This is a genomic window from Amycolatopsis sp. lyj-112, assembly GCF_046549055.1.
Classification (GTDB): Bacteria; Actinomycetota; Actinomycetes; order Mycobacteriales; family Pseudonocardiaceae; genus Amycolatopsis.
This window is the reverse complement of sequence record NZ_JAJPWS010000012.1, coordinates 16,437-35,701: the sequence shown is the minus strand read 5'-3', so window position 1 is coordinate 35,701 and position 19,265 is coordinate 16,437. Positions and strand designations below refer to the sequence as shown.

At 68.6% G+C, this 19,265-nt stretch carries 17 protein-coding genes; 10 read left to right on the top strand and 7 right to left on the bottom strand.

What is annotated here, in order from left to right; translation table 11 throughout:
• Positions 1-9: 9 nt before the first annotated feature.
• The 3 genes from ACLJRL_RS31365 to ACLJRL_RS31355 are packed head-to-tail and all read right to left on the bottom strand — an operon-like array spanning position 10 to position 4,331.
• Positions 10-1,398, bottom strand: a complete 1,389-nt coding sequence (locus ACLJRL_RS31365) for a GntP family permease (RefSeq protein WP_410659941.1) — start codon at positions 1,396-1,398, stop codon at positions 10-12.
• Positions 1,395-2,990 carry an N-acyl-D-amino-acid deacylase family protein gene (locus tag ACLJRL_RS31360; protein ID WP_410659940.1) on the bottom strand — a complete coding sequence of 532 codons (1,596 nt, stop codon included), beginning with the start codon at positions 2,988-2,990 and terminating at the stop codon, positions 1,395-1,397. The genes ACLJRL_RS31365 and ACLJRL_RS31360 overlap by 4 nt, the downstream gene beginning before the upstream one ends.
• Before the next feature lie 33 nt (positions 2,991-3,023).
• Positions 3,024-4,331, bottom strand: coding sequence for an amino acid deaminase (locus ACLJRL_RS31355; protein WP_410659939.1), 1,308 nt, complete (start codon positions 4,329-4,331; stop codon positions 3,024-3,026).
• Between the two features lie 150 nt (positions 4,332-4,481).
• On the opposite strand from ACLJRL_RS31355, the gene ACLJRL_RS31350 reads away from it, so the two are divergent.
• The 3 genes from ACLJRL_RS31350 to ACLJRL_RS31340 are packed head-to-tail and all read left to right on the top strand — an operon-like array spanning position 4,482 to position 6,602.
• Complete coding sequence (locus tag ACLJRL_RS31350) at positions 4,482-5,423, top strand: sugar kinase (protein ID WP_410660122.1); 942 nt, start codon at positions 4,482-4,484, stop codon at positions 5,421-5,423.
• A 34-nt stretch (positions 5,424-5,457) separates the two neighbouring features.
• A complete protein-coding gene (locus ACLJRL_RS31345; RefSeq protein ID WP_410659938.1) occupies positions 5,458-6,222 on the top strand; it encodes an IclR family transcriptional regulator in 765 nt (254 codons plus the stop codon).
• Positions 6,219-6,602, top strand: coding sequence for a RidA family protein (locus ACLJRL_RS31340; RefSeq protein WP_410659937.1), 384 nt, complete (start codon positions 6,219-6,221; stop codon positions 6,600-6,602). The genes ACLJRL_RS31345 and ACLJRL_RS31340 overlap by 4 nt, the downstream gene beginning before the upstream one ends.
• Before the next feature lie 76 nt (positions 6,603-6,678).
• Here ACLJRL_RS31340 and ACLJRL_RS31335 read toward each other — a convergent pair whose 3' ends face one another.
• The 3 genes from ACLJRL_RS31335 to ACLJRL_RS31325 form a co-directional block, all read right to left on the bottom strand.
• Positions 6,679-7,674 (bottom strand): 1-aminocyclopropane-1-carboxylate deaminase, encoded by a 996-nt coding sequence (locus tag ACLJRL_RS31335; RefSeq protein WP_410659936.1) that lies wholly within the window; start codon positions 7,672-7,674, stop codon positions 6,679-6,681.
• Positions 7,671-8,309, bottom strand: a complete 639-nt coding sequence (locus ACLJRL_RS31330; RefSeq protein ID WP_410660121.1) for a GntR family transcriptional regulator — start codon at positions 8,307-8,309, stop codon at positions 7,671-7,673. Before ACLJRL_RS31330 ends, ACLJRL_RS31335 begins: the two co-directional genes overlap by 4 nt.
• A 164-nt stretch (positions 8,310-8,473) precedes the next feature.
• Entirely contained in the window at positions 8,474-8,833 is a 360-nt protein-coding gene (locus tag ACLJRL_RS31325; protein WP_410659935.1) for a DUF1844 domain-containing protein, read from the bottom strand.
• A 269-nt stretch (positions 8,834-9,102) separates the two neighbouring features.
• Between ACLJRL_RS31325 and infC the strand changes: the two genes are divergently transcribed.
• From infC to ACLJRL_RS31290, 7 genes are all read left to right on the top strand, one after another.
• Positions 9,103-9,684: a translation initiation factor IF-3 gene (gene infC / locus ACLJRL_RS31320; RefSeq protein WP_410660120.1), complete on the top strand. Its 582-nt coding sequence runs from the start codon at positions 9,103-9,105 to the stop codon at positions 9,682-9,684.
• A gap of 70 nt (positions 9,685-9,754) precedes the next feature.
• A complete protein-coding gene (rpmI, locus tag ACLJRL_RS31315) occupies positions 9,755-9,949 on the top strand; it encodes a 50S ribosomal protein L35 (RefSeq protein WP_410659934.1) in 195 nt (64 codons plus the stop codon).
• A 62-nt stretch (positions 9,950-10,011) separates the two neighbouring features.
• On the top strand, positions 10,012-10,389 hold the full coding sequence (rplT, locus tag ACLJRL_RS31310) for a 50S ribosomal protein L20 (protein WP_410659933.1): 378 nt from the start codon (positions 10,012-10,014) through the stop codon (positions 10,387-10,389).
• The gene (locus ACLJRL_RS31305) at positions 10,386-11,231 is read left to right on the top strand and encodes a TrmH family RNA methyltransferase (RefSeq protein WP_410660119.1); all 846 of its coding nucleotides are present in this window, start codon (positions 10,386-10,388) and stop codon (positions 11,229-11,231) included. The genes rplT and ACLJRL_RS31305 overlap by 4 nt, the downstream gene beginning before the upstream one ends.
• A 237-nt stretch (positions 11,232-11,468) precedes the next feature.
• Complete coding sequence (gene pheS, locus ACLJRL_RS31300; protein ID WP_410659932.1) at positions 11,469-12,533, top strand: phenylalanine--tRNA ligase subunit alpha; 1,065 nt, start codon at positions 11,469-11,471, stop codon at positions 12,531-12,533.
• Positions 12,534-15,101, top strand: a complete 2,568-nt coding sequence (gene pheT / locus ACLJRL_RS31295; RefSeq protein ID WP_410659931.1) for a phenylalanine--tRNA ligase subunit beta — start codon at positions 12,534-12,536, stop codon at positions 15,099-15,101.
• 84 nt (positions 15,102-15,185) lie between these two features.
• Positions 15,186-18,581, top strand: coding sequence for a tetratricopeptide repeat protein (locus ACLJRL_RS31290; RefSeq protein ID WP_410659930.1), 3,396 nt, complete (start codon positions 15,186-15,188; stop codon positions 18,579-18,581).
• Here the strand turns inward: ACLJRL_RS31290 and ACLJRL_RS31285 are convergent.
• Positions 18,562-19,254: a DNA alkylation repair protein gene (locus ACLJRL_RS31285; RefSeq protein ID WP_410659929.1), complete on the bottom strand. Its 693-nt coding sequence runs from the start codon at positions 19,252-19,254 to the stop codon at positions 18,562-18,564. The two genes, ACLJRL_RS31290 and ACLJRL_RS31285, sit on opposite strands and share 20 nt — an antisense overlap.
• Positions 19,255-19,265 lie beyond the last annotated feature (11 nt).

The window sequence follows — 19,265 nt, the reverse complement described above, 5'->3', positions numbered from 1 at the left end:
TCAGGTGGTTTAAACCACTGCCATGAGCAATGCTGCCACGCCGAAACCGGAAACGGAAAGGACGGTTTCCAGGACGGTCCAGGTTTTCAGGGTCTGCGGCACGGTCATGTTGAAGTACCGCGAGATGATCCAGAACCCGCCGTCGTTCACGTGCGACGCGATGATCGACCCGGCCGAAATCGCCACGACCAGCAGGGCGAGCTGGATCTGCGAGTAGCCCAGTGTCGCCACCGTCGGCGCGACGATGCCGCTCGTGGTCACGATCGCGACCGTCGCCGAACCCTGCGCGATCCGCATCCCGCAACTGATCACGTACGCGGCCAGAATGACCGGGAGACCGGCGTTGTCGAGCGAACCCGCGACGGCCTTGCCGATACCGGTCGCGGACAGCACGGCGCCGAAGAACGCGCCCGCGCCGACCACCAGCAGGATCATCGCGACCGGGCGGAGCGACTTGGCCGAAAGCTCGCTCAAGTCCTTGCCGGTCAAACCACGGCGCAGACCCAGCAGCCACGACGCGAGCAGCACCGAGATCGTCAGCGCGACCGCCGGGGTACCGATGAACGCGGCCACACCGGCCGGTGCGGAATTCTTCGGGAGCCAGATGCTGCCGAACGTCCCGGCGAGGATCAGGACCAGCGGGACCGCGATGATCGCCGCCACCAGCTTGAGCGAAGGCGGGTTTTCTTCCTTCTCGCCTTCGTCCTCGGCGACCAGGAACTCCTCGGGGACCGCCACGTCGATGCGCTTGCCGATCCAGGTCGAGTAGGCCACACCGCCGACCAGGAACGCCGGGATACCGCAGACCAGGCCCATCAGGATGATCCAGCCCAGTTCCACGTGCAGCAGGCCGGCCGCGGCCACCGGGCCGGGGTGCGGCGGGAGGAACGCGTGCGTGATGGAAAGGCCGGCCAGCAACGGCAGCGCGTACAGCACCAGCGAGCGTCCGCCCTGTTTGGCGGCGACGTAGACCAGTGGCGCCAGCACGAAGATGCCGATGTCGAAGAAGACCGGGATACCGAAGACGAAACCGGCCAGACCCATCGCGAGCGGGGCGCGCTTCTCGCCGATCGCCCGCAGCAGGGCGCTGGTGAGTACCCTGGCCCCGCCGGAACGCTCCAAAATGGACCCGAGGATCGTGCCGAGGCCGATGATCGCGGCGATATGCCCGAGGATCCCGCCGAAACCCTTCTCCAGCAGGGAATCCGACGCCTTCTGCGCGGATCCGACGATCTGGACGACCGGCAGGCCCGCGGCCAGCGCGGTCAGCAGGCCGACCACGATCAGCGCGATGAACGGTTCGATCTTGACCTTGATGATGAGGAACAACAAGACCGCGATCGAGACGGCGGCGAGGGTGAGAAGTCCTCCCGTCGAATGTTGGAGCCAGTCGATCATCGGGCCCTCCTGGGGTTCCGGAGTGAGTGGCCGGCGAGGGCGCCGGTCGGTTGACCATCGTCGATGGCGGCGACACCGTTGACGAAGACATAGGGGATACCGGCGGCCTGTTGCCGCGGCTCGTCGAATGTGGCGGTGTCGGCGACGGTTTCCGGATCGAACAGCACGAGGTCCGCCGCGTAACCGGCCCGGACCAGGCCGCGGTCGGACAGCCGGAGCCGTTCCGCCGCGCGGCCGGTGAGGTGGGCGACGCATTCGGCGAGGTCGAGAACGCCGAGTTCGCGGACATAGCGGGCGAGATAGCGCGGGAAGGTGCCCCAGGCGCGGGGATGCGGCCGGGCGCCGACGAGAAGCCCGTCGCTGCCCCCGGTGTGCGTGCGGTGCCGCATGATCGCCTGGACGTTCTCCTCGTGCCCGACGTGCATCAGGCAGGACGTGCCGAGCTTTTCCGAGAGCAGGACGTCGAAGTACAGCTCGGCGGCCGGTTTCCCGGCCGACTTCGCCGACGCGGCGACCGAATGCCCGACCAGATGTGCGTTCTCGTCGCGGCGGACGCCGTTGATCTCGATGGCCTCCCAGTCGATCGGCACCCCGTGGGCGCCGTCGGAGCCGGTCTCTTCGATCTCGGTGCGGATCCGCTCACGGGTGTCCACATCGGACAGCCGGGCCAAGGTGGCGTCCAGGCCGCCTTCGGTCGACCAGCTCGGCAAGAGCGCGGAAAGGTAAGTGGCGCCGGGAAGATAGGGATAGGTGTCCAGTGAGATGTCGCAGCCGTCGTCGAGTGCCCGGTCCAGCAACTCCAGCAGCTGGGGCGCCTTGCCCTTGTTCACCGAGAAGTTCATCGTGGCGTGCGCGAGGTGCAGCGGGCAGCCCGAACGCCGGGAGACGTCGACCATCTCGCCGAACGCCTCGAGCGCGCCCTTGCCGTAGCTGCGGTGATGCGGGCTGTAGTAGCCGCCGTTCTCCCCGACGACCCGGCACAGGTCGACGAGTTCTTCGGTGGTCGCGTACATGCCGGGGGTGTAGGTGAGCCCGGAGGACATCCCCATCGCGCCCTCGGCGAGGCCGGTCGCGATGAGTTCCTTCATCGCGTTCATCTCGGCCTCGGTCGCGGGCCGGTCGTCCCAGCCGACGGTGAGCATCCGGACGGTGCCCTGCGGGACCAGGTACGCGGCGTTGACCGCGACCCCCGCGTCGAGCCGGTCGAGGTATTCCCCGACCGAGCGCCAGTTCCAGTCGAATCCGGCCGGATCGTCGTTCCACCCGGCGAGTTGCTGGCGCAGTGCGGTGAGGACGTCGTCGTTGACGGGCGCGTAGGAGAGCCCGTCCTGTCCGAGGACCTCGGTGGTGACGCCCTGCGAGAGCTTCGCGAGGTGGTCGGGATTCGCGAGCAGCTGGAGGTCGGAATGGGAATGCATGTCGATGAACCCGGGCGCGAGCACGAGCCCTTCGGCGTCGATGGTGCGGCGCCCTGCCAGCGAACCGGCTTCGGCGACGCTCATGATGCGGCCGTCGGACACTCCCACGTCATGCCGGGTAACCGGATCTCCGGTGCCGTCGGCGACCTGCGCTGAACGGAACACGATGTCCATGGTGATTCTTCCTCTGCGGCGTTTGAGGACGGATCAGAAATGCGTGCGGACGAAATCGAGCACTGTTTCGCCGTCGGGACCGACGACGGGAATGAGGGGCCACTTGTCGAAAACCGTGCACGGATGCGACAGGCCGAGGCCGATCCAGTCGCCGACCTCGACCGGCGACGACGCCGGCAGCTTGAGGAAGGCGTGCTGGTCGTTCATCTTCTCGACGACGTGACCGTCGAGTGTGGACGGAGGGCCGTCTCCCTTGCGGATCAGGCGAGGTTCGGGCATTCCTTCGTCGAAGGAGGCGTCACGTTTGCCGATGGTGAGCAGCGCGAGTTCGTCCGACGGCTTCGACGTCACCTGGGCCCAGGCGCGCAGGGCGGGGCGGAACGACTCGGTACCGGAGATGCGCGGGTGCTCGCCGAGCGGCGAGATCACGCGATAGAAGCCGTCGTCGTGGGTCACGTAGGCGCCGCTGCGCAGGATTGGCAGCACGTCGAGCCCGTCCGGCCAGTCCTTGGTGAGCTCGTCCGCGACGCGGTCGAAGTAGGCGCTGCCCCCGCCGGTCACGATGATCTGACCGGCGTCGTCGAGCAATCCCTTGGCGTTGAACGCCACGATGAGTTCGCGCAGACCGTCCACATAGGAGCTGATCAGCCGCAACGAGGCGTCGTCGGTGTGGTGGGAAAGCGCGCCCTCGTAGCCGCCGCTCCCGCGCAACCGCAGGGCCGGGCTCGCGTGCGCGGCTTCGGCGACGGCGAGCGCGGTTTCGGTGTCACGGACCCCCGTGCGGCCCCCGTCGGCGCCGAGTTCGACGAGCACGTCCACCTTGCGGCGTGCTCCGCGCAGCGCTTCGGTCATCAGCTCGACGCCGCGGACCGAGTCGACCCAGCAGACGAACTCGAAGTCCGGGTCGGCGTCCAGTTCTCCGGCGAGCCAGCGCAGGCCCGAGGGGTCGAGCAGCTGGTTCGCCAGCAGGATCCGGGAGACCTCGAAGGCGCGGTAGATCCGCAGATGCCCGGCGTTCGCGCAGGTGATGCCCCAGGCGCCGTGCGCGAGCTGACGCTCGAACAGCTGCGGCGCCATCGTCGTCTTGCCGTGCGGGGCGAGGGCGACACCGCGTTCGGCGCACCAGCCCGCCATCGTGCGCAGGTTGTGTTCGAGAGCTTCTTCGTCGAGGACCACGAACGGGCCGAGGAAGCCGTCGTCGAACAGCTTCGCGCCCCGGGCGGCGGCCTCGCCGATCGTGAGTCCGGACAGCGACGGCGCCACCGAGCGGAAGCGCCAGTCGACGCGCTCTTCCCGGACGGCCGCGACCGCGGCGGAATCGATGGAGCCGGCTTCGGACATGAGATTCACCTCGGTTGCGTATGTTGCAACGAGCGTTGCGCATGTTGCGTGCGATAGGTGTAGCATCCGGTCCGCTAGAGGTCAACGGGGTGACGACGAGGAGACGCGGAAGTGACAAGCGCGCCCGACGTGTTGTGCATCGGGGAGTCGATGGCCTTGTTCGTACCGGCCGAATCTGGGCCGCCCGATCAAGTGCGGAGGTGGGTGCGGACGATCGGCGGAGCCGAATCGAACGTCGCCTGCCATCTCCCCGCGCTGGGATTCGCCAGTGCGTGGGTGAGTGCCGTCGGCGACGATCCGTTCGGTCGCGCGCTCGTGCGCGAGATCGCCGCGGCGGGGGTGGACGTCAGTGCGGTCGTGGTCGACCGGACGCGGCCGACGGGGCTCTACATCAAGGAAAGCGGCGCTCAAGGAAGTCCGGTGCGGTACTACCGGAAGGGGTCGGCCGCGTCCGGAATGGACGCAGGGCTGCTGAGGGGACTCGACCTCGACGGGGTCCGCGTCATCCACCTGTCGGGGATCACGCCCGCGCTGTCCGACGGCTGCCTCGACCTGGTGCGGGCGTTGATGGACCGGCCGCGCGGCGACACCCTGGTGTCGTTCGACGTGAACTTCCGGCCGGCGCTCTGGGCCGGGCGTGACCCGTCGGTGCTGGCCGAACTCGCCGCCCGCGCGGACATCGTGCTCGCCGGCGACGACGAGGCCGTCCGGGTTTGGGGGACCGGCGACCCGGCGCGGTTGCGTGAAGTGCTCCCCGGGCCGAAGACGCTGGTCGTCAAGCACGGTGAGCACGGCGCGACGCTCGTCGAAGGAGCCGCGGCGCCGCTGTTCGCGCCCGCGCTCCAGGTCGACGTCGTGGAGCCAGTGGGCGCCGGAGACGCCTTCGCCGCCGGTTTCCTCGCCGCCACCCTGCGCGGCGACGATCCCGCGACGCGCCTGCGGCGCGGGCATCTTCAGGCCGCGGCCACCCTGCTCACTCACGACGACGTGGGGACCCCGCTGCCCGAATCCGTCGTCGAGACCCTGATCGGTGCGGATGAGGCATCCTGGGCGTCGGCGAAACTGACGGACAAGGGATTGGTGAGCGTATGAGCCCCGCCGACGTACTCTTTCCCGCGGAGGCGGCATGAGCCAGAGCTTGGACAGGGCGCTCACCCTGTTGGGCGGGCTCGCCCGGGAGGCGAAGACGCTCGATCAGCTCGCCGAGGAGATCGGCGTGCACAAGTCGACCGTGCTGCGCCTGCTGCGCACGCTGGAGTCGCACCATTTCGTGCGCCGGGAGGGGCAGCGGTACTACCGTCTCGGCAGTGCCCTCTTCGATCTCGCGCAGCAGGCGCTGGAGGACCGCGACGTCCGCCGCACCGCGCAGTCCGCGCTCGCCGGGCTCAACACGCGGACCGGGCACACCGTGCACCTCGCGTCCTATGAGGACGGTGAGGTCGTCTACATCGACAAGTTCGAGGGCAGGCATTCGGTGCGGATGTACTCCCGTATCGGCAAACGCGCCCCGCTGCACTGCACCGCCGTCGGCAAGGTGCTCGTCGCGGCGATGCCGCCGGAGAAGCAGGCCGACGTCGTCTCGAGGATCGACTTCTTCGTCCGCACACCGAACACGATCACCACGCCGCGGGCGTACGAGACCGAACTGGGTCTCGTCGCCGACCGCGGCTACGCGGTGGACAACGCCGAGCACGAGGACTTCATCCACTGCATCGCCGCGCCCGTCCGCGGGCCAGGTGGAGTGGTGCTCGCCGCCGTGTCGATGTCGGTGCCGAAGGTGCTGCTCGACTACGACGGCCTGATCGCGCTCGTGCCCGAACTGGTCACCGCGGCCGAGGAAGCTTCCGTCCACAGTGGATGGACGGGGAACCGAAAGGGGAAGTTGGAATGAGCAAGACCGCGATCAGCACGGAGAACGCGCCGAAGCCGGTGGCCGCGTTCTCGCAGGCGGTCCGCAAGGGCAACATCCTGCAGGTGGCCGGCCAGGTCGCCTTCGACCCGGCCACCGGTGCCATCGTCGGCGAGACCGTCGGTGAGCAGACCGAGCAGACCTTCAAGAACATCGAAGCGGTGCTCGAAGCCGCCGGCTCGAGCCTGGGCGACGCACTCATGGTGCGCGTGTACCTCACCGACGTCGACCACTTCGGCACGTTCAACGAGGTCTACAACAAGCTGATCGGCGAAGCGCCGCACCCGGCCCGCACCACCGTCTACGTCGGCCTGCCCGCCGGCCTGCTGGTGGAGATCGACGTTCTCGCCGTCGTCGACTGACAACGCGCGCTATGAACGAGTCTTTCCTTGCGAAATTTGCAAGGAAAGACTCGTTCATAGCGTTTCCGATAGGTCGCTAAAGCACGCTCGTGTAGCCGTTCAGCGCGGGCTGCCCGCCCAAGTGCGCAAAGAGGACGTTCGAATCCCGCGAGATCTCACCGCGAGACACGAGATCGATCAGTCCCGCCATCGACTTGCCTTCGTATACCGGGTCAGTGAGCACGCCTTCCAGTCGTGCCAGCGTCCGGATGGCGTCCAAAGTGGACTCGTCGGGGATGCCGTAGATCCCGGCGTGGTACCGCTCGTCCAGTTCGACCTCGCTGATCTCGCCCGCCCCGATCAGCTCCGCGGTGGCCCGGGCGATACGGGTGATCTGCTCGCGCGTCTCGGCCGGTTTCGCCGAACCGTCGATACCGAGGATCCGCCGCGGCTTCCCGGACAGCGCGGCACCGGCCACCATTCCGGCCTGCGTGCTCCCGGTGACCGAGCAGACGACGACCGTGTCGAAGAAGACGCCGAGTTCGGCTTCCTGCGCTTCGAGTTCGACGATCCAGTTCGCGAAGCCGAGCCCGCCGAGCCGGTGATCCGACCCGCCCGCCGGGATGGCGTACGGCTTCCCGCCGTCCGCCTCGATCTCCTTGATCGCGTTCTCCCAGCTTTCCTTGAAACCGACGCCGAAGCCGGCCTCGACCATCCGGATGTCGGCGCCGAGGATGCGCGAGAGCTGGATGTTGCCGACCTTGTCGTACAGCGGGTCGTTCCAGTCGACCCAGCTTTCCTGCACCAGCACGGCCTTCAGCCCGGCCCGCGCGGCGGCCGCGGCGACCTGCCGGGTGTGGTTCGACTGGACGCCGCCGATCGAGATCAGCGTGTCCGCGCCCGCGGCGAGAGCGTCGGCGACCAGGTATTCGAGCTTCCGGGTCTTGTTGCCGCCGAAGGCGATGCCGGAGTTGACGTCCTCGCGTTTCGCCCAGACCTTCGCGCCGCCCAGGTGGGCGCTGAGCCGGTCGAGCGGGTGCACGGGGGAGGGGCCGAACAGCAGCGGGTAGCGCGGGAAGTCGGCGAGGGTCATGGCGCCTCCAGAAGGGCTTCGAGTTCGGTCCAGATCGTGGCGGTGATCGAGCAGGCCGCGTCGACGTCACCCGCTTCGATCGCGTCGGCCAGGTCCGCGTGACGCTGGACCGACCGGTGCGCGGGCAGGGAGCCGAAACGGGCGTACTCGAGGCGCCGGAGCAACGGCGTGTAGCGGGCCAGCGTCGCGGCGACCGCCCGGTTGCGCGCGGCGGCGACCGGGATGTCGTGGAGGTCGTCGTCGGCGGCGATCGCGGCCGCGATGTCCCCGGCGGCTATCGCGTCGGCGAACCGGGTGTTGGCCGCGCGCATCGCGGCGACCTCGGCCGGTCCCATCCGCGGCACGCCCGCCCGGACGGCGGCTTCGTGCAGCGTGCGGACCAGTTGCAGGGCGTCGCGGACGTCGTCGGGGACGAACCCGGCCACTCGCGTGTAGCTCTGTGGCTTCGACTCCACGAGGCCGTCCTCGATCAGCCGCAGCAACGCCTGGCGCACCGGCGCCCGCGAAAGGCCGAGCTGATCGGCGAGGTCGCCGTCGCGCAGGTTCGTCCCCGGCGGCAGCGTCCCGTCGATGATCGCCCGCCGGATGCTCTCGTAGGCCTCGTCCCGGAGGAGGGACCTGGGCACCTTCGCCAACTCACTCACATCTGAAATGTTAGCTGCCAGTGCCGCTGTTGGCTAGCGCGCGTGCTATGAACGAGTCTTTCCTTGCAAATTTTGCAAGGAAAGACTCGTTCATAGCATCGGCGGGAACGGGACCAAGAGAATGGGGACCAGGGAGCGGGACCAGAGGAGAAGGTCTAGTAGACCGGGCCCGTGTACTTCTCGCCCGGGCCCTGTCCGGGGGCGTCCGGCACGGCCGAAGCCTCGCGGAACGCCTTCTGCAGGGACTGCAGCCCGTCACGCAATGGGCCGGCGTGCAGGCCGAGGTACTCTGCCGACGCGGTGACCAGCCCGGCGAGGGCGGTGATCAGGCGGCGGGCCTCGTCGAGGTCGCGGTGGGGAGAGCTGGCCGGATCCTCGTCGGCGAGGCCGAGTCGTTCGGCGCCGGCGGAGAGCAGCATGACGGCCGCCCTGCTGATCACCTCGACGCTCGGGATGTCCTCCAAGCCGCGGACGTCCTGGGAATACGGGGGCTGCTGAACCGGTTCTTCTGACACGTCTGGTACCCTTCCACGAGCGACCAGCCCCTGAGCGATCGGGGGCGGCAAGTGGAGCCCCGCTCCCACCCGTGTCACCGCCGCAAGATCAGGTGTCCGGGTCCGGTCTCGCCAAAGACGATTTCGGGCGTCTGAGGCGGTGTGTTCGGTTCTGGAGATCGAGCACGATCGGAAGAGTGGGCCTCGTGTACCTCACGGTACCGGGGCCTTAGGTATGTGGGCACCAGGTCGAAACGGTAGAAGAATTTACCTCGAACCAGGGAGGCCCCATCAGCTCCGAGACACGCATCAACGACCGAATCCGGGTACCGGAGGTCCGCCTCGTCGGGCCCGCCGGTGAACAGGTCGGCATCGTCCGGATCGAAGATGCGCTGCGGCTGGCACAGGAGAACGATCTCGACCTTGTCGAGGTTGCTCCGCAGGCACGCCCGCCCGTATGCAAGCTCATGGACTTCGGCAAGTTCAAGTACGAGAGTGCGCAGAAGGCCCGCGAGTCCCGCCGCAACCAGCAGCTCACCGTCATCAAAGAGCAGAAGCTGCGGCCGAAGATCGACCAGCACGACTACGAGACCAAAAAGGGTCACGTGTCGCGTTTCCTGGCCGCCGGCAACAAGGTCAAGGTCACGATCATGTTCCGCGGTCGCGAGCAGTCGCGGCCGGAACTCGGTTTCCGCCTGCTGCAGAAGCTCGCCGACGAGGTGACCGAACTCGGTTTCGTCGAGTCGTCGCCGAAGCAGGACGGTCGCAACATGATCATGGTGTTGGCCCCGCACAAGAACGTGAAGCCCAAGGTCGTGAAGTCGGCCAAGGACGAGCAGGCCGAATCGGCCGAGCCCCCCGCCGACGCGTAGCGCCGCCCAGCACCTGTCAGCGGCACATCGGAGTCTTCCGGTGTGCCGCCGCACGAAAGAGGACAACGTAATGCCGAAGATGAAGACGCACAGCGGGACGTCGAAGCGAGTTCGCGTCACGGGCACGGGCAAGCTGCGCCGCCAGAAGGCCGGTCGTCGCCACCTGATGGAGAAGAAGTCCAACAGGCTCACCCGTCGTCTCGAGGGCACCACCGAGATCGCCAAGAACGACGTCAGCCGCGTCAAGCGCCTTCTCGGCCGCTGACACCCCGCACTTTGTAAACGCCGGGCGCGCCAGCGCGCCCCCAGATCGACAGGATGGACCCAGTGGCACGCGTCAAGAGGGCTGTCAACGCCCATAAGAAGCGTCGCGCGACTCTCGAGCTCGCCAGCGGCTACCGCGGCCAGCGTTCGCGGCTGTACCGCAAGGCGAAGGAGCAGACGCTTCACTCGCTGAACTACGCCTACCGGGACCGCCGTGCCCGCAAGGGTGACTTCCGTCGGCTGTGGATCACCCGCATCAACGCGGCCGCCCGCGCCAACGGTGTCACCTACAACCGCCTCATCCAGGGCCTCAAGGCCGCGGGTGTCGAGGTCGACCGCAAGATCCTCGCGGACCTCGCGGTCAACGACGCCGCCGCGTTCGCCGCTCTGGCCGAGCTGGCCAAGGCCAACGTGAACACCGAAGAGAAGAAGTCGGCCTGACCGGCTACAGCGCTCTTCCACAACCCGGGGCGGATCCGTTCACCGAACGGACCCCCCGGGTTGTTGCTGCGCGCAAGCTCACCCGCCGGGCCGAGCGTGAGAAGACGAGGCGGTTCCTCGCCGAGGGCGCGAACGCGGTCGAAGCCGCACTCGCGCACGCCCTCGAAGACGGCGGCAAGGTGTACGAGCTGTTCGTGACCGAACGCGCCGCCGCGCAGCACGAGCGGCTGCTGGTCACCGCGCACGAGGCAGGTGTCCCGGTCTCGCCGATCACCGACCGCGCCGCCGACGGGCTGTCCGAGACCGTGACGCCGCAAGGCATCGTCGCGGTCTGCTCGCTCGTCGACCGTCCACAAGAGACCGTCCTGAAGCCGGGCGCGAAACTCGTCGTCGTCCTCGTCGACGTCGCGGACCCCGGTAACGCCGGCACCGTCATCCGGGTCGCGGACGCCGCCGGCGCCGACGCGGTCGTCCTCGCCGGCGACAGTGTCGACCCGCACAACGGCAAATGCGTCCGCGCGGCCGCGGGCAGCCTGTTCCACCCCGCCATCACCCGGATCCGGGACGTGGACGCGGCGCTGAAAGCGTGCTCCGCGGCGGGTTTGCGGACGTTCGGTGCGCACGGCTACGCCGACACCGAACTCGATCAGGTGGACTTCGACCAGCCGACCGCCTGGGTCTTCGGCAATGAGGCGCACGGCCTGCCCGGCGAAGTGCTCGACGCCGTCGACCTCGCGGTCAAGATCCCGATGTACGGCCGGGCCGAGAGCCTGAACCTCGCGACCGCCGCGGCGATCTGCGTCTACACGAATGCGATGGCCTCGGGGCGGACCACCACGTAGAGTCGTGGCCACTACGCCGATCGAACCACCGCGCAAGGGAGTTCTCATGGAACGCACTGTTCGTTCCTGCACCTTGTTTACGGCGTAGATCGCGTTTTTCGCACTCCCGAGTGACGGCCGCGCCCAGCCCTAGGGTGATCGGTGGGCGCTGTTCGCTGTCCCATAGAATTCAGCAGCTGCTAAACCCATGTGTGCGCTCGCGTGCACCGGACCAGTCCCAGCGGACGCCGAGGAGTTATGTCCGAAGCCAACGACAAGCAGGATCCCCAGGTGGGGGCGCTCGCGCCGGAAACGTTGACAGCCGCGATCAAGCAGGCCGAGACGGATTTCGCGGCCGCGGCGGATCTCGACGCGCTGGCCGCGGTCAAGCCCGCTCACCTCGGGGACCACTCTCCGCTGCTCCTCGCGCGCCGCGAGATCGGCGCACTGCCGAAGCAGGAGAAGGCCGAAGCGGGGAAGCGGGTCAACGAAGCGCGACAGGGCATCCAGGCCGCTTTCGACGCCCGACGCGCCGTGCTGCAGACCGAACGTGACGAAAGGATGCTCCGCGAGGAGGCCGTCGACGTCACGCTTCCGTGGGATCGCGTGCCCCGCGGTGCCCGGCACCCGATCGCGACCCTGTCCGACGGGATCGCCGACGCGTTCATCGCGATGGGGTACGAGGTCGCCGACGGCCCGGAGCTCGAGGCCGAGTGGTTCAACTTCGACGCGCTGAACTTCGGCAAGGACCACCCCGCGCGCCAGCTGCAGGACACGTTCTACCTCGGCGAGGAGGACTCGGGGCTGGTGCTGCGGACGCACACGTCGCCGGTGCAGGCCCGCACCCTGCTGCACCGCGACCTGCCCGTGTACATCGTCTGCCCCGGCCGCACCTACCGGACCGACGAGCTCGACTCCACGCACACCCCGGTGTTCTCGCAGGTCGAAGGACTCGCGGTGGACAAGGGCCTGACGATGGCGCACCTCAAGGGCACCCTCGACGCCTTCGCCCGCAGGATGTTCGGCGAAAGCTCGAAGACCCGGCTGCGCCCGCACTTCTTCCCGTTCACCGAGCCGTCGGCCGAGGTCGACGTCTGGTTCGAGCAGAAGAAGGGCGGCCCCGGCTGGGTCGAATGGGGTGGCTGCGGCATGGTCAACCCGAACGTCCTGCGTGCCTGCGGCGTCGACCCCGAGGTCTACTCGGGCTTCGCCTTCGGCATGGGTATCGAGCGTACCCTGCAGTTCCGCAACGGAATCCCGGACATGCGCGACATGGTGGAGGGCGACATCAGGTTCACCCTGCCCTTCGGAACGGAGGCCTGAGTGAAGGTCCCAGCCAGCTGGCTGACCGAACACCTCGACGTCGACGAGGAGGTCACCGCCCAGGATCTGGCCGACGCCTTCGTGCGCATCGGCATCGAGGTCGACGACGTCCGCGCGCTCGAACCGGTCACCGGCCCGCTCGTCGTGGGGCGGGTCGCCGAGATCGAAGAGCTGACGGAGTTCAAGAAGCCGGTCCGGTTCTGCCGGGTCGACGTCGGCGAGTCCGGCATCTCCGCGGCCGACGAGAACGACGACTCCGACGACGATGACGACGACGAGAGCGGTCCTCTCGAAGACGACGGTCCGTCGGGGATCAGCACGCGCGGGATCATCTGTGGCGCCACGAACTTCGCCGAGGGCGACCTCGTGGTCGTCGCTCTGCCCGGCACGGTGCTGCCCGGCGGGTTCGAGATCGGTTCGCGCAAGACCTATGGCCGGGTGAGCGACGGCATGATCTGCTCGGCGAGCGAACTCGGTATCGGAGACGACCACTCCGGCATCCTGGTGCTGCCCCCGAGCACCGCCAGCCCGGGCGAGGACGCGAACACGTTGCTGGGCCTCGACGACACCGTTCTCGAGGTGACGCCGACCCCGGACCGCGGGTACACGCTGTCGGTCCGCGGCCTGGCCCGTGAACTGTCGAACGCGCTCGACGTCGCGTTCGGCGACCCGGCGTCCATCGAGGTCCCGGAGGCGGAAAGCGTCGCCTGGCCGGTGCACCTCGACGACACCAAGGGCTGCAAGCGGTTCGTCCTGCGCCGGGTCAAGGACCTCGACGCGACGGCGCCGACACCGTGGTGGATGCGCCGCCGCCTGATGCTGGCGGGAATCCGCTCGATCTCGCTCGCGGTCGACGTGACCAACTACGTCATGCTCGAGCTCGGGCACCCGCTGCACGCGTTCGCGACCGGTTCGGTCAAGGGCGATCTGGTGGTGCGCAAGGCGAAGCCGGGCGAGAAACTGACCACTTTGGACGATGTGGAGCGCACGCTCGACGCGGACGACGTGGTCATCGCCGACGACACCGGCGTGATCTCGCTGGCGGGCACGATGGGTGGCGCGTCGACGGAGATCACCCCCGAGAGCACCGACGTGCTGCTCGAAGCGGCCCACTGGGACCCGTCGTCGATCAGCCGGACCGCTCGCCGTCACAAGCTGTTCTCCGAGGCGGCCAAACGGTTCGAGCGGTTCACCGACCCGCAGCTGTGCGCGGTGGCCGTCGAATTCGCGGCGCGCCTGCTGCGCCAGTACGGCGACGGCTCGATCCTGCCCGGCCGCACCGACGAGGGCGGCGTCCCGCCGAACGCGCCGGTGACCATGCCGATCAGCCTTCCCGACCAGGTGGCGGGCGTGCGCTACGAGCGTGGTGTCACGGTCAAGCGGCTGTCGCAGATCGGCTGCAAGGTCAACGTGGGCACGGCCGAGGACGGCACCGCGCTGGTGACCGCGATCCCGCCGAGCTGGCGCGGTGACCTGGTGCAGCCGGCCGACCTGGTCGAGGAGGTGCTCCGGCTCGAGGGTTACGAGAGCATCCCTTCGGTGCTGCCCGACGCTCCCGCCGGTCGCGGTCTCACCGACGTCCAGCGCCGCCGCCGTTCGGTCGCGCGTGCGCTGGCCGAAAGCGGCTACGTCGAGGTGCTGCCCTTCCCGTTCATCTCGGACTCGGTCTGGGACTCGTTCGGGCTGCCGGAGGACGACGTCCGCCGGCACACCGTCCGGGTGCGCAACCCGCTCGAGGCCGACAAGGACCGGATGGCGAGCACGCTGCTGCCGGGCCTGTTGGAGACGTTGCAGCGCAACGTTTCCCGCGGCTTCAAGGACGTCTCGCTGTTCCACATCGGTCAGGTCGTGCTGCCCGGGGCCAACCCGGTCCCGATGCCTTCTCTCGGAGTGGACCGCCGTCCGACCGACGAAGAGCTCGCGGTTCTCGAAGCGGCCGTGCCGTCGCAGCCGGTGCACGTCGCCGTCGTATTGACGGGGCAGCGTGGCCGCGCCGGCTGGTGGGGCGAGGGTGAGCAGGCGAACTGGGCCGACGCGGTGCAGGCGGCGAGACTGGTGGCGCAGGCCTCCGGCGTCGAGCTGACCACCGCCGCGGCGGACCAGCCGCCGTGGCACCCCGGCCGTTGCGCGAAGCTGCTGGTGGGGCAGTGGCCCGTCGGGTACGCCGGCGAGCTGCACCCGAAGGTCGTCGAGGCGCTCGGCCTCCCGCCGCGCACCGTCGCGATGGAACTCGACCTGGACGCGATCCCGATCCCGGACACCCGTCCGGCGCCGCGGATCTCGGCCTACCCGCCGGTGCTGCTCGACGTCGCCCTCGTCGCCGAGGCGAACGTGCCCTCGGCCGACCTGGCCGAAGCGTTGCGTGAAGGCGCGGGCGAACTGCTCGAGGACATCACGCTGTTCGACTCCTACCAGGGCGAGCAGGTGGGCGAAGGCAAGCGGTCGGTGGCGTACAAGCTGCGTTTCCGTGCCGAGGACCGAACGCTGACCGTCGACGAGGCCACCAAGGCCCGCGACGCGGCCGTCGCGGTCGCCGGTGAGCGCTTCGGAGCGACTCTGCGCGCCTGACGTGTCGCGTGAAGGCCCCCTTCCCTCGGCTGACCCGAGGGAAGGGGGCCTTCACGCGTTCCAGGTATGGCAAAGTGAGGAGCCGTGCCACGTCCTGACGGTCGCTCCAGCATCCAAGACATCGCACGTACCCGGTTGAGCGACGGCTTCGTCGGCCGGGTCGGGGAACGCGACGATTTCCGGGCCAATCTGGGGTTTCCGGGGAGCGACCCGCGCCGCCGATACCTCTTCTCGGTGCACGGACTCGCCGGGGTCGGCAAGACCTTCCTCCTCGAACAGCTTCGCGGTATCGCCGAGGAATCCCGCGCCGCCGTCGGGTTCGCCGATGACGCCCAGCAGGACCTTCCGTCCACGCTGGTCAAGCTGGCGAAGGATCTCGCCCGCTGCGGTCACGACATGCGGCGTTTCGAGAAACGCCACGAGTTCTATCTCAAGGCGCGCGAGCGGCTCCACAACGATCCGCAGGCCCCGGCCGCCGGCCGTGAGCTGCTGACGAAGACGGTGGTCAAGGTCGGGCTCGGGCTCGCGAAGTCGTTGCCAGGAGGCGATCTCGCCGCCGAAGTGATCGACCCGGCAGCCGCGGCGAAGCAGCTGGAACAACTGCAGAGTTATCTGGCGGCGAAGTTCAAGCGGCAGGCCGACATCCGGCTGCTGCTCGATCCGGCCGAGGAGCTGACGAAGCCTTTCGTCGAAGACCTGTGGCGCATCCCGGAGTCTCGCCAGATCACGCTGTTCTTCGACACCTTCGAGCGGACGGCGCCGGTGCTCGAAACGTGGCTGCTCGCCTTGCTGGGCGGACGGTACGGCGAACTGCCGCAGAATCTCGTGCTCACGCTGGCCGGGCAGTTCCCGCTCGACGAGGGGAAGTGGAACCGCCACGCGCCGCTGGTCCACGAGATCGGGCTGCGCCCGTTCACCGAGAAGGAGGCACGCCACCTGCTCGGCGAGCACGGCATCACCGACGAGCAGGTGATCGAGGTCGTGCTGCGGCTGACCGACGGCCTGCCGGTGCTGGTCGCGATGCTGGCGCGGGGGAATCCCGCGGAGGCCGGGAGCATCGGCGATCCCGGCGGCGACGCCGTCGACCGGTTCCTGCGCTGGGTACCGGAAAAGCCACTGCGGGACATCGCCGCGAGAGCCGCGCTGCCGAGGATGCTCGACGAGGACGTGCTCGGTGTCCTGACCGGGCCGGACCAGGCGGCGGAGACCTTCCGATGGTTGCGTGAGCTCCCGTTCGTCGGTCGCCGTGAGCTGCCCGTGCGCTACCACCCGGTGGTCCGCGGCCCGATGGTGCGGCTCGAACGCGGACGTTCGCCCAGCGAGTTCGCCGAGCGGCACCGGAAGCTGGCCGAACACTACGGGGGCCGCGCCGCCGGCCTCGGTGTCACCGGGACCGAGGTCAGGAGCCAGGCCTGGGGTGACGAACGCTGGGAACGGGTGAAACTGGAACAGGGCTACCACCTGCTCTGCGCCGATCCGGCCGAAGCGCTGCCGGAGGCCTTGCTGAACGCGGCCAACATGATGATCACCGGCGTCGCCGCCGCCCGTTCCTGGGTGCGGATGATGGAGCAGGCGGGTACGGACGCGGACGCCGCGGTCGTACTCCGGTGGGCCGCGCGGCTCGACGAGTGCCTGACCGCCGGCGACGGTCCCCGTGACGTGGAGGTCCTCGATCTGCTGGCGGGGGCGGCCGAACTCGGCGCCGTCCGCCTGTCCACCGTGATCAGGAGGCGGGCTTGGGCCTACGAGGATCGCGGCGACACCGACGCGGCCCGGCGGGACTACGACCGCGCCGTCGCCTTGAACCCCGACGATTCCTTCGCCTGGAGTGATCGAGGCAACCTGTTCCACAACGACGGCGAGTGGGCGCGAGCCCTCGAAGACCTGAACAGGGCGATCGAGCTCAATCCCGCCTACGCCTATTCGTGGCGAGGTCGCGGATCCTCGCGTGCCGAGCTGGGAGACCTCGACGGGGCGATGGAAGACCTCGACGAAGCCGTCAGGCTCCAACCCGGCAACGCCTGGGTCTACACCGCGCGCGGCAAGGTGCATCAGAAACGCGGGGACGTCCGGAAGGCGATCGACGAGCTCGATACCGCGATCCGGCTCGACCCCGACTACGCGTGGGCCGTCCACCGCCGCGCGACGCTGCTGCACGGGCTGGAGGAGAACGAAGAAGCGCTTGCCGGGTTCCGGGCGGCGGTGGCCCTCCGGCCCAAGCAGGCGTACTACCACGCCGAGCTGGCCCGGTTCTGTGAACGCGTCGGGGACACCGATGCCGCGACGCGGGGATTCGACGCGGCCGTCGTCGCCGAACCGGGTGATCCCTGGGCGCTGACGGCGCGGGCGGCGTTCCACAGCCGCGCCGACCGGAACAGGCTCGCGATCGACGACTGCACCGCCGCGATCAGGAGCGATCCGGACTACGAGTGGGCCGTGTACATGCGGGGGACCGTGTACGTCGCCATCGGCGAATTCCAGGCGGCGCTCGACGACTTCAACCGGGCGATCGAACTGGCGCCCCAGGATGCCGAGAACCACGTCCAGCGGGCGAACGTACTGCTGTTCCAACAGGATTACCCGGCCGCGCTGGCGGCTTTCGACCGGGCGGTGGAGCTGGACCCGGCCAATGCCGTGTCGCGTTGGCAGAGGGGGTTCGCCCACACAAGGCTGGGGGACTGGCAGCCGGCACTGGCCGATTTCGACGCCGCGATCGAACAGGAGCCGGACAGCTCTCACGTCCACGCGATGAAGGGCGAAGCGCTGGCGAACCTGGAACGGCACGACGAAGCCCGGGAGGTGCTCGACGAGGCCGTCCGGCTGGATCCCGATCTGCCGCTGGCCCGGTACGAGCGGGCGGTGCACCGGCACCTTTTCGACGAGTTCGAGGGCGCGCTGGCGGACATCGAGCACGCCCTGGCCCACGGTTTCGATGAGGAACTCGGCGTCCAGCTCCGCGCGGGCATCCGGCTGCTGACCGGTGACTACGACGGGTCCGCCGAGGACTGGCGGAGAGTCACCGCGCTGACGACGCGGAACTACGTCCGGACCGGCCTCGCGGAAGCTTTGGTCTATGGCGGCCACCATCCGGAGGCGCTGGAGGTCATGGACGAGGATCTGCGCGGTTCGAACTGGGTCCGGTATCTCGCCGGAGTGGCCGAGGTGAAGTGCGGCCGTCCGGAGCTGGGACGCGAGGAGTTCACGAAGGCGCTGGCTCAGGCGACCGACGCGGTCGTGGCCGACCCCGAGAACCTCGTCGCGCGGTTCAATCAGGTCGTCTACCTCGCCGTGCTCGGGCGGGCGGACGAAGCCGAGAGCCTGCTCGCCGACGTCCTTTCGGCGACCACTCCGCTGGAGTCCAGAGTGGACGTTCTGCGCGATCTGCACGAACTGTGCAGGCAGTTTCCGGAGTCCGCCGGCCTGGTCGACGACCTGATCGCGCTCGTCCCGAAGGAGGCGCTCACCCTCCCAGGTGCTTGAGCGCCTCCCTCCTGGACAGGTTCGAGAGCGCCGCGTGCGCGGCGACGAAGGCGCGTACCCAGTCCGGCTCGGTCTTCGCGTATTCACGCAGGGCCCAGCCGATTCCCTTGCGCAGGAAGAAGTCCTTGTCGTCGATATTCGCTTCGATGGCACGGGTGAGCAGATCCGTGTCGGTCCCGGCCTTCGAGCCGACCTGGCAGATCACCGAGGTACGGCGACGCCACTTGTCGTCGTCGTAGGCCCACGTCAGCATCAACGGGGTCACCGTCTCCGGTTCCGCTCGCAGGATCGGCCCGACCCGGCGGATGGCGACTTCGTCCACATAGTCCCACCAGGCGCCGGTCACGATCATCTCCTCGTACAGGTCGAGGAGCCCGGAGTCCTGCCAGCGCCCGTATCCCCGGCTCCCGGAGATATCGACGGCCGCGTAGCGCTCTTCGCGGAATTCCGCTTCGCGCCACAAGGTCAGTACGGCCGAGGAGAAACTCACTCGATCGGGTAGCGGATGTTCCGCGATCACCCGTTTCAGCAAGGCGGCCCTGGCCGGTTTCTGCGCACCGCGATAGGGCATTTCCGACTTCATGTACGCCTGCATCGCCGGTGCCTTCGCCGGATCGGCCAGTCCGGCCAAACCGTTGCGAACCGCCGAAACCAGGCTTTTCACCGCATCCATCCGCGCTCCTC

What these genes read in the sequence shown, in the direction of transcription:
- ACLJRL_RS31365 (WP_410659941.1), bottom strand. Translation starts at nt 1,398, where the DNA reads ATGATCGACTGGCTCCAACATTCGACGGGAGGACTTCTCACCCTCGCC.
- ACLJRL_RS31360 (WP_410659940.1), bottom strand. Translation starts at nt 2,990, where the DNA reads ATGGACATCGTGTTCCGTTCAGCGCAGGTCGCCGACGGCACCGGAGAT.
- ACLJRL_RS31355 (WP_410659939.1), bottom strand. Translation starts at nt 4,331, where the DNA reads ATGTCCGAAGCCGGCTCCATCGATTCCGCCGCGGTCGCGGCCGTCCGG.
- ACLJRL_RS31350 (WP_410660122.1), top strand. Translation starts at nt 4,482, where the DNA reads ATGGCCTTGTTCGTACCGGCCGAATCTGGGCCGCCCGATCAAGTGCGG.
- ACLJRL_RS31345 (WP_410659938.1), top strand. Translation starts at nt 5,458, where the DNA reads ATGAGCCAGAGCTTGGACAGGGCGCTCACCCTGTTGGGCGGGCTCGCC.
- ACLJRL_RS31340 (WP_410659937.1), top strand. Translation starts at nt 6,219, where the DNA reads ATGAGCAAGACCGCGATCAGCACGGAGAACGCGCCGAAGCCGGTGGCC.
- ACLJRL_RS31335 (WP_410659936.1), bottom strand. Translation starts at nt 7,674, where the DNA reads ATGACCCTCGCCGACTTCCCGCGCTACCCGCTGCTGTTCGGCCCCTCC.
- rpmI (WP_410659934.1), top strand. Translation starts at nt 9,755, where the DNA reads ATGCCGAAGATGAAGACGCACAGCGGGACGTCGAAGCGAGTTCGCGTC.
- pheS (WP_410659932.1), top strand. Translation starts at nt 11,469, where the DNA reads ATGTCCGAAGCCAACGACAAGCAGGATCCCCAGGTGGGGGCGCTCGCG.
- ACLJRL_RS31285 (WP_410659929.1), bottom strand. Translation starts at nt 19,254, where the DNA reads ATGGATGCGGTGAAAAGCCTGGTTTCGGCGGTTCGCAACGGTTTGGCC.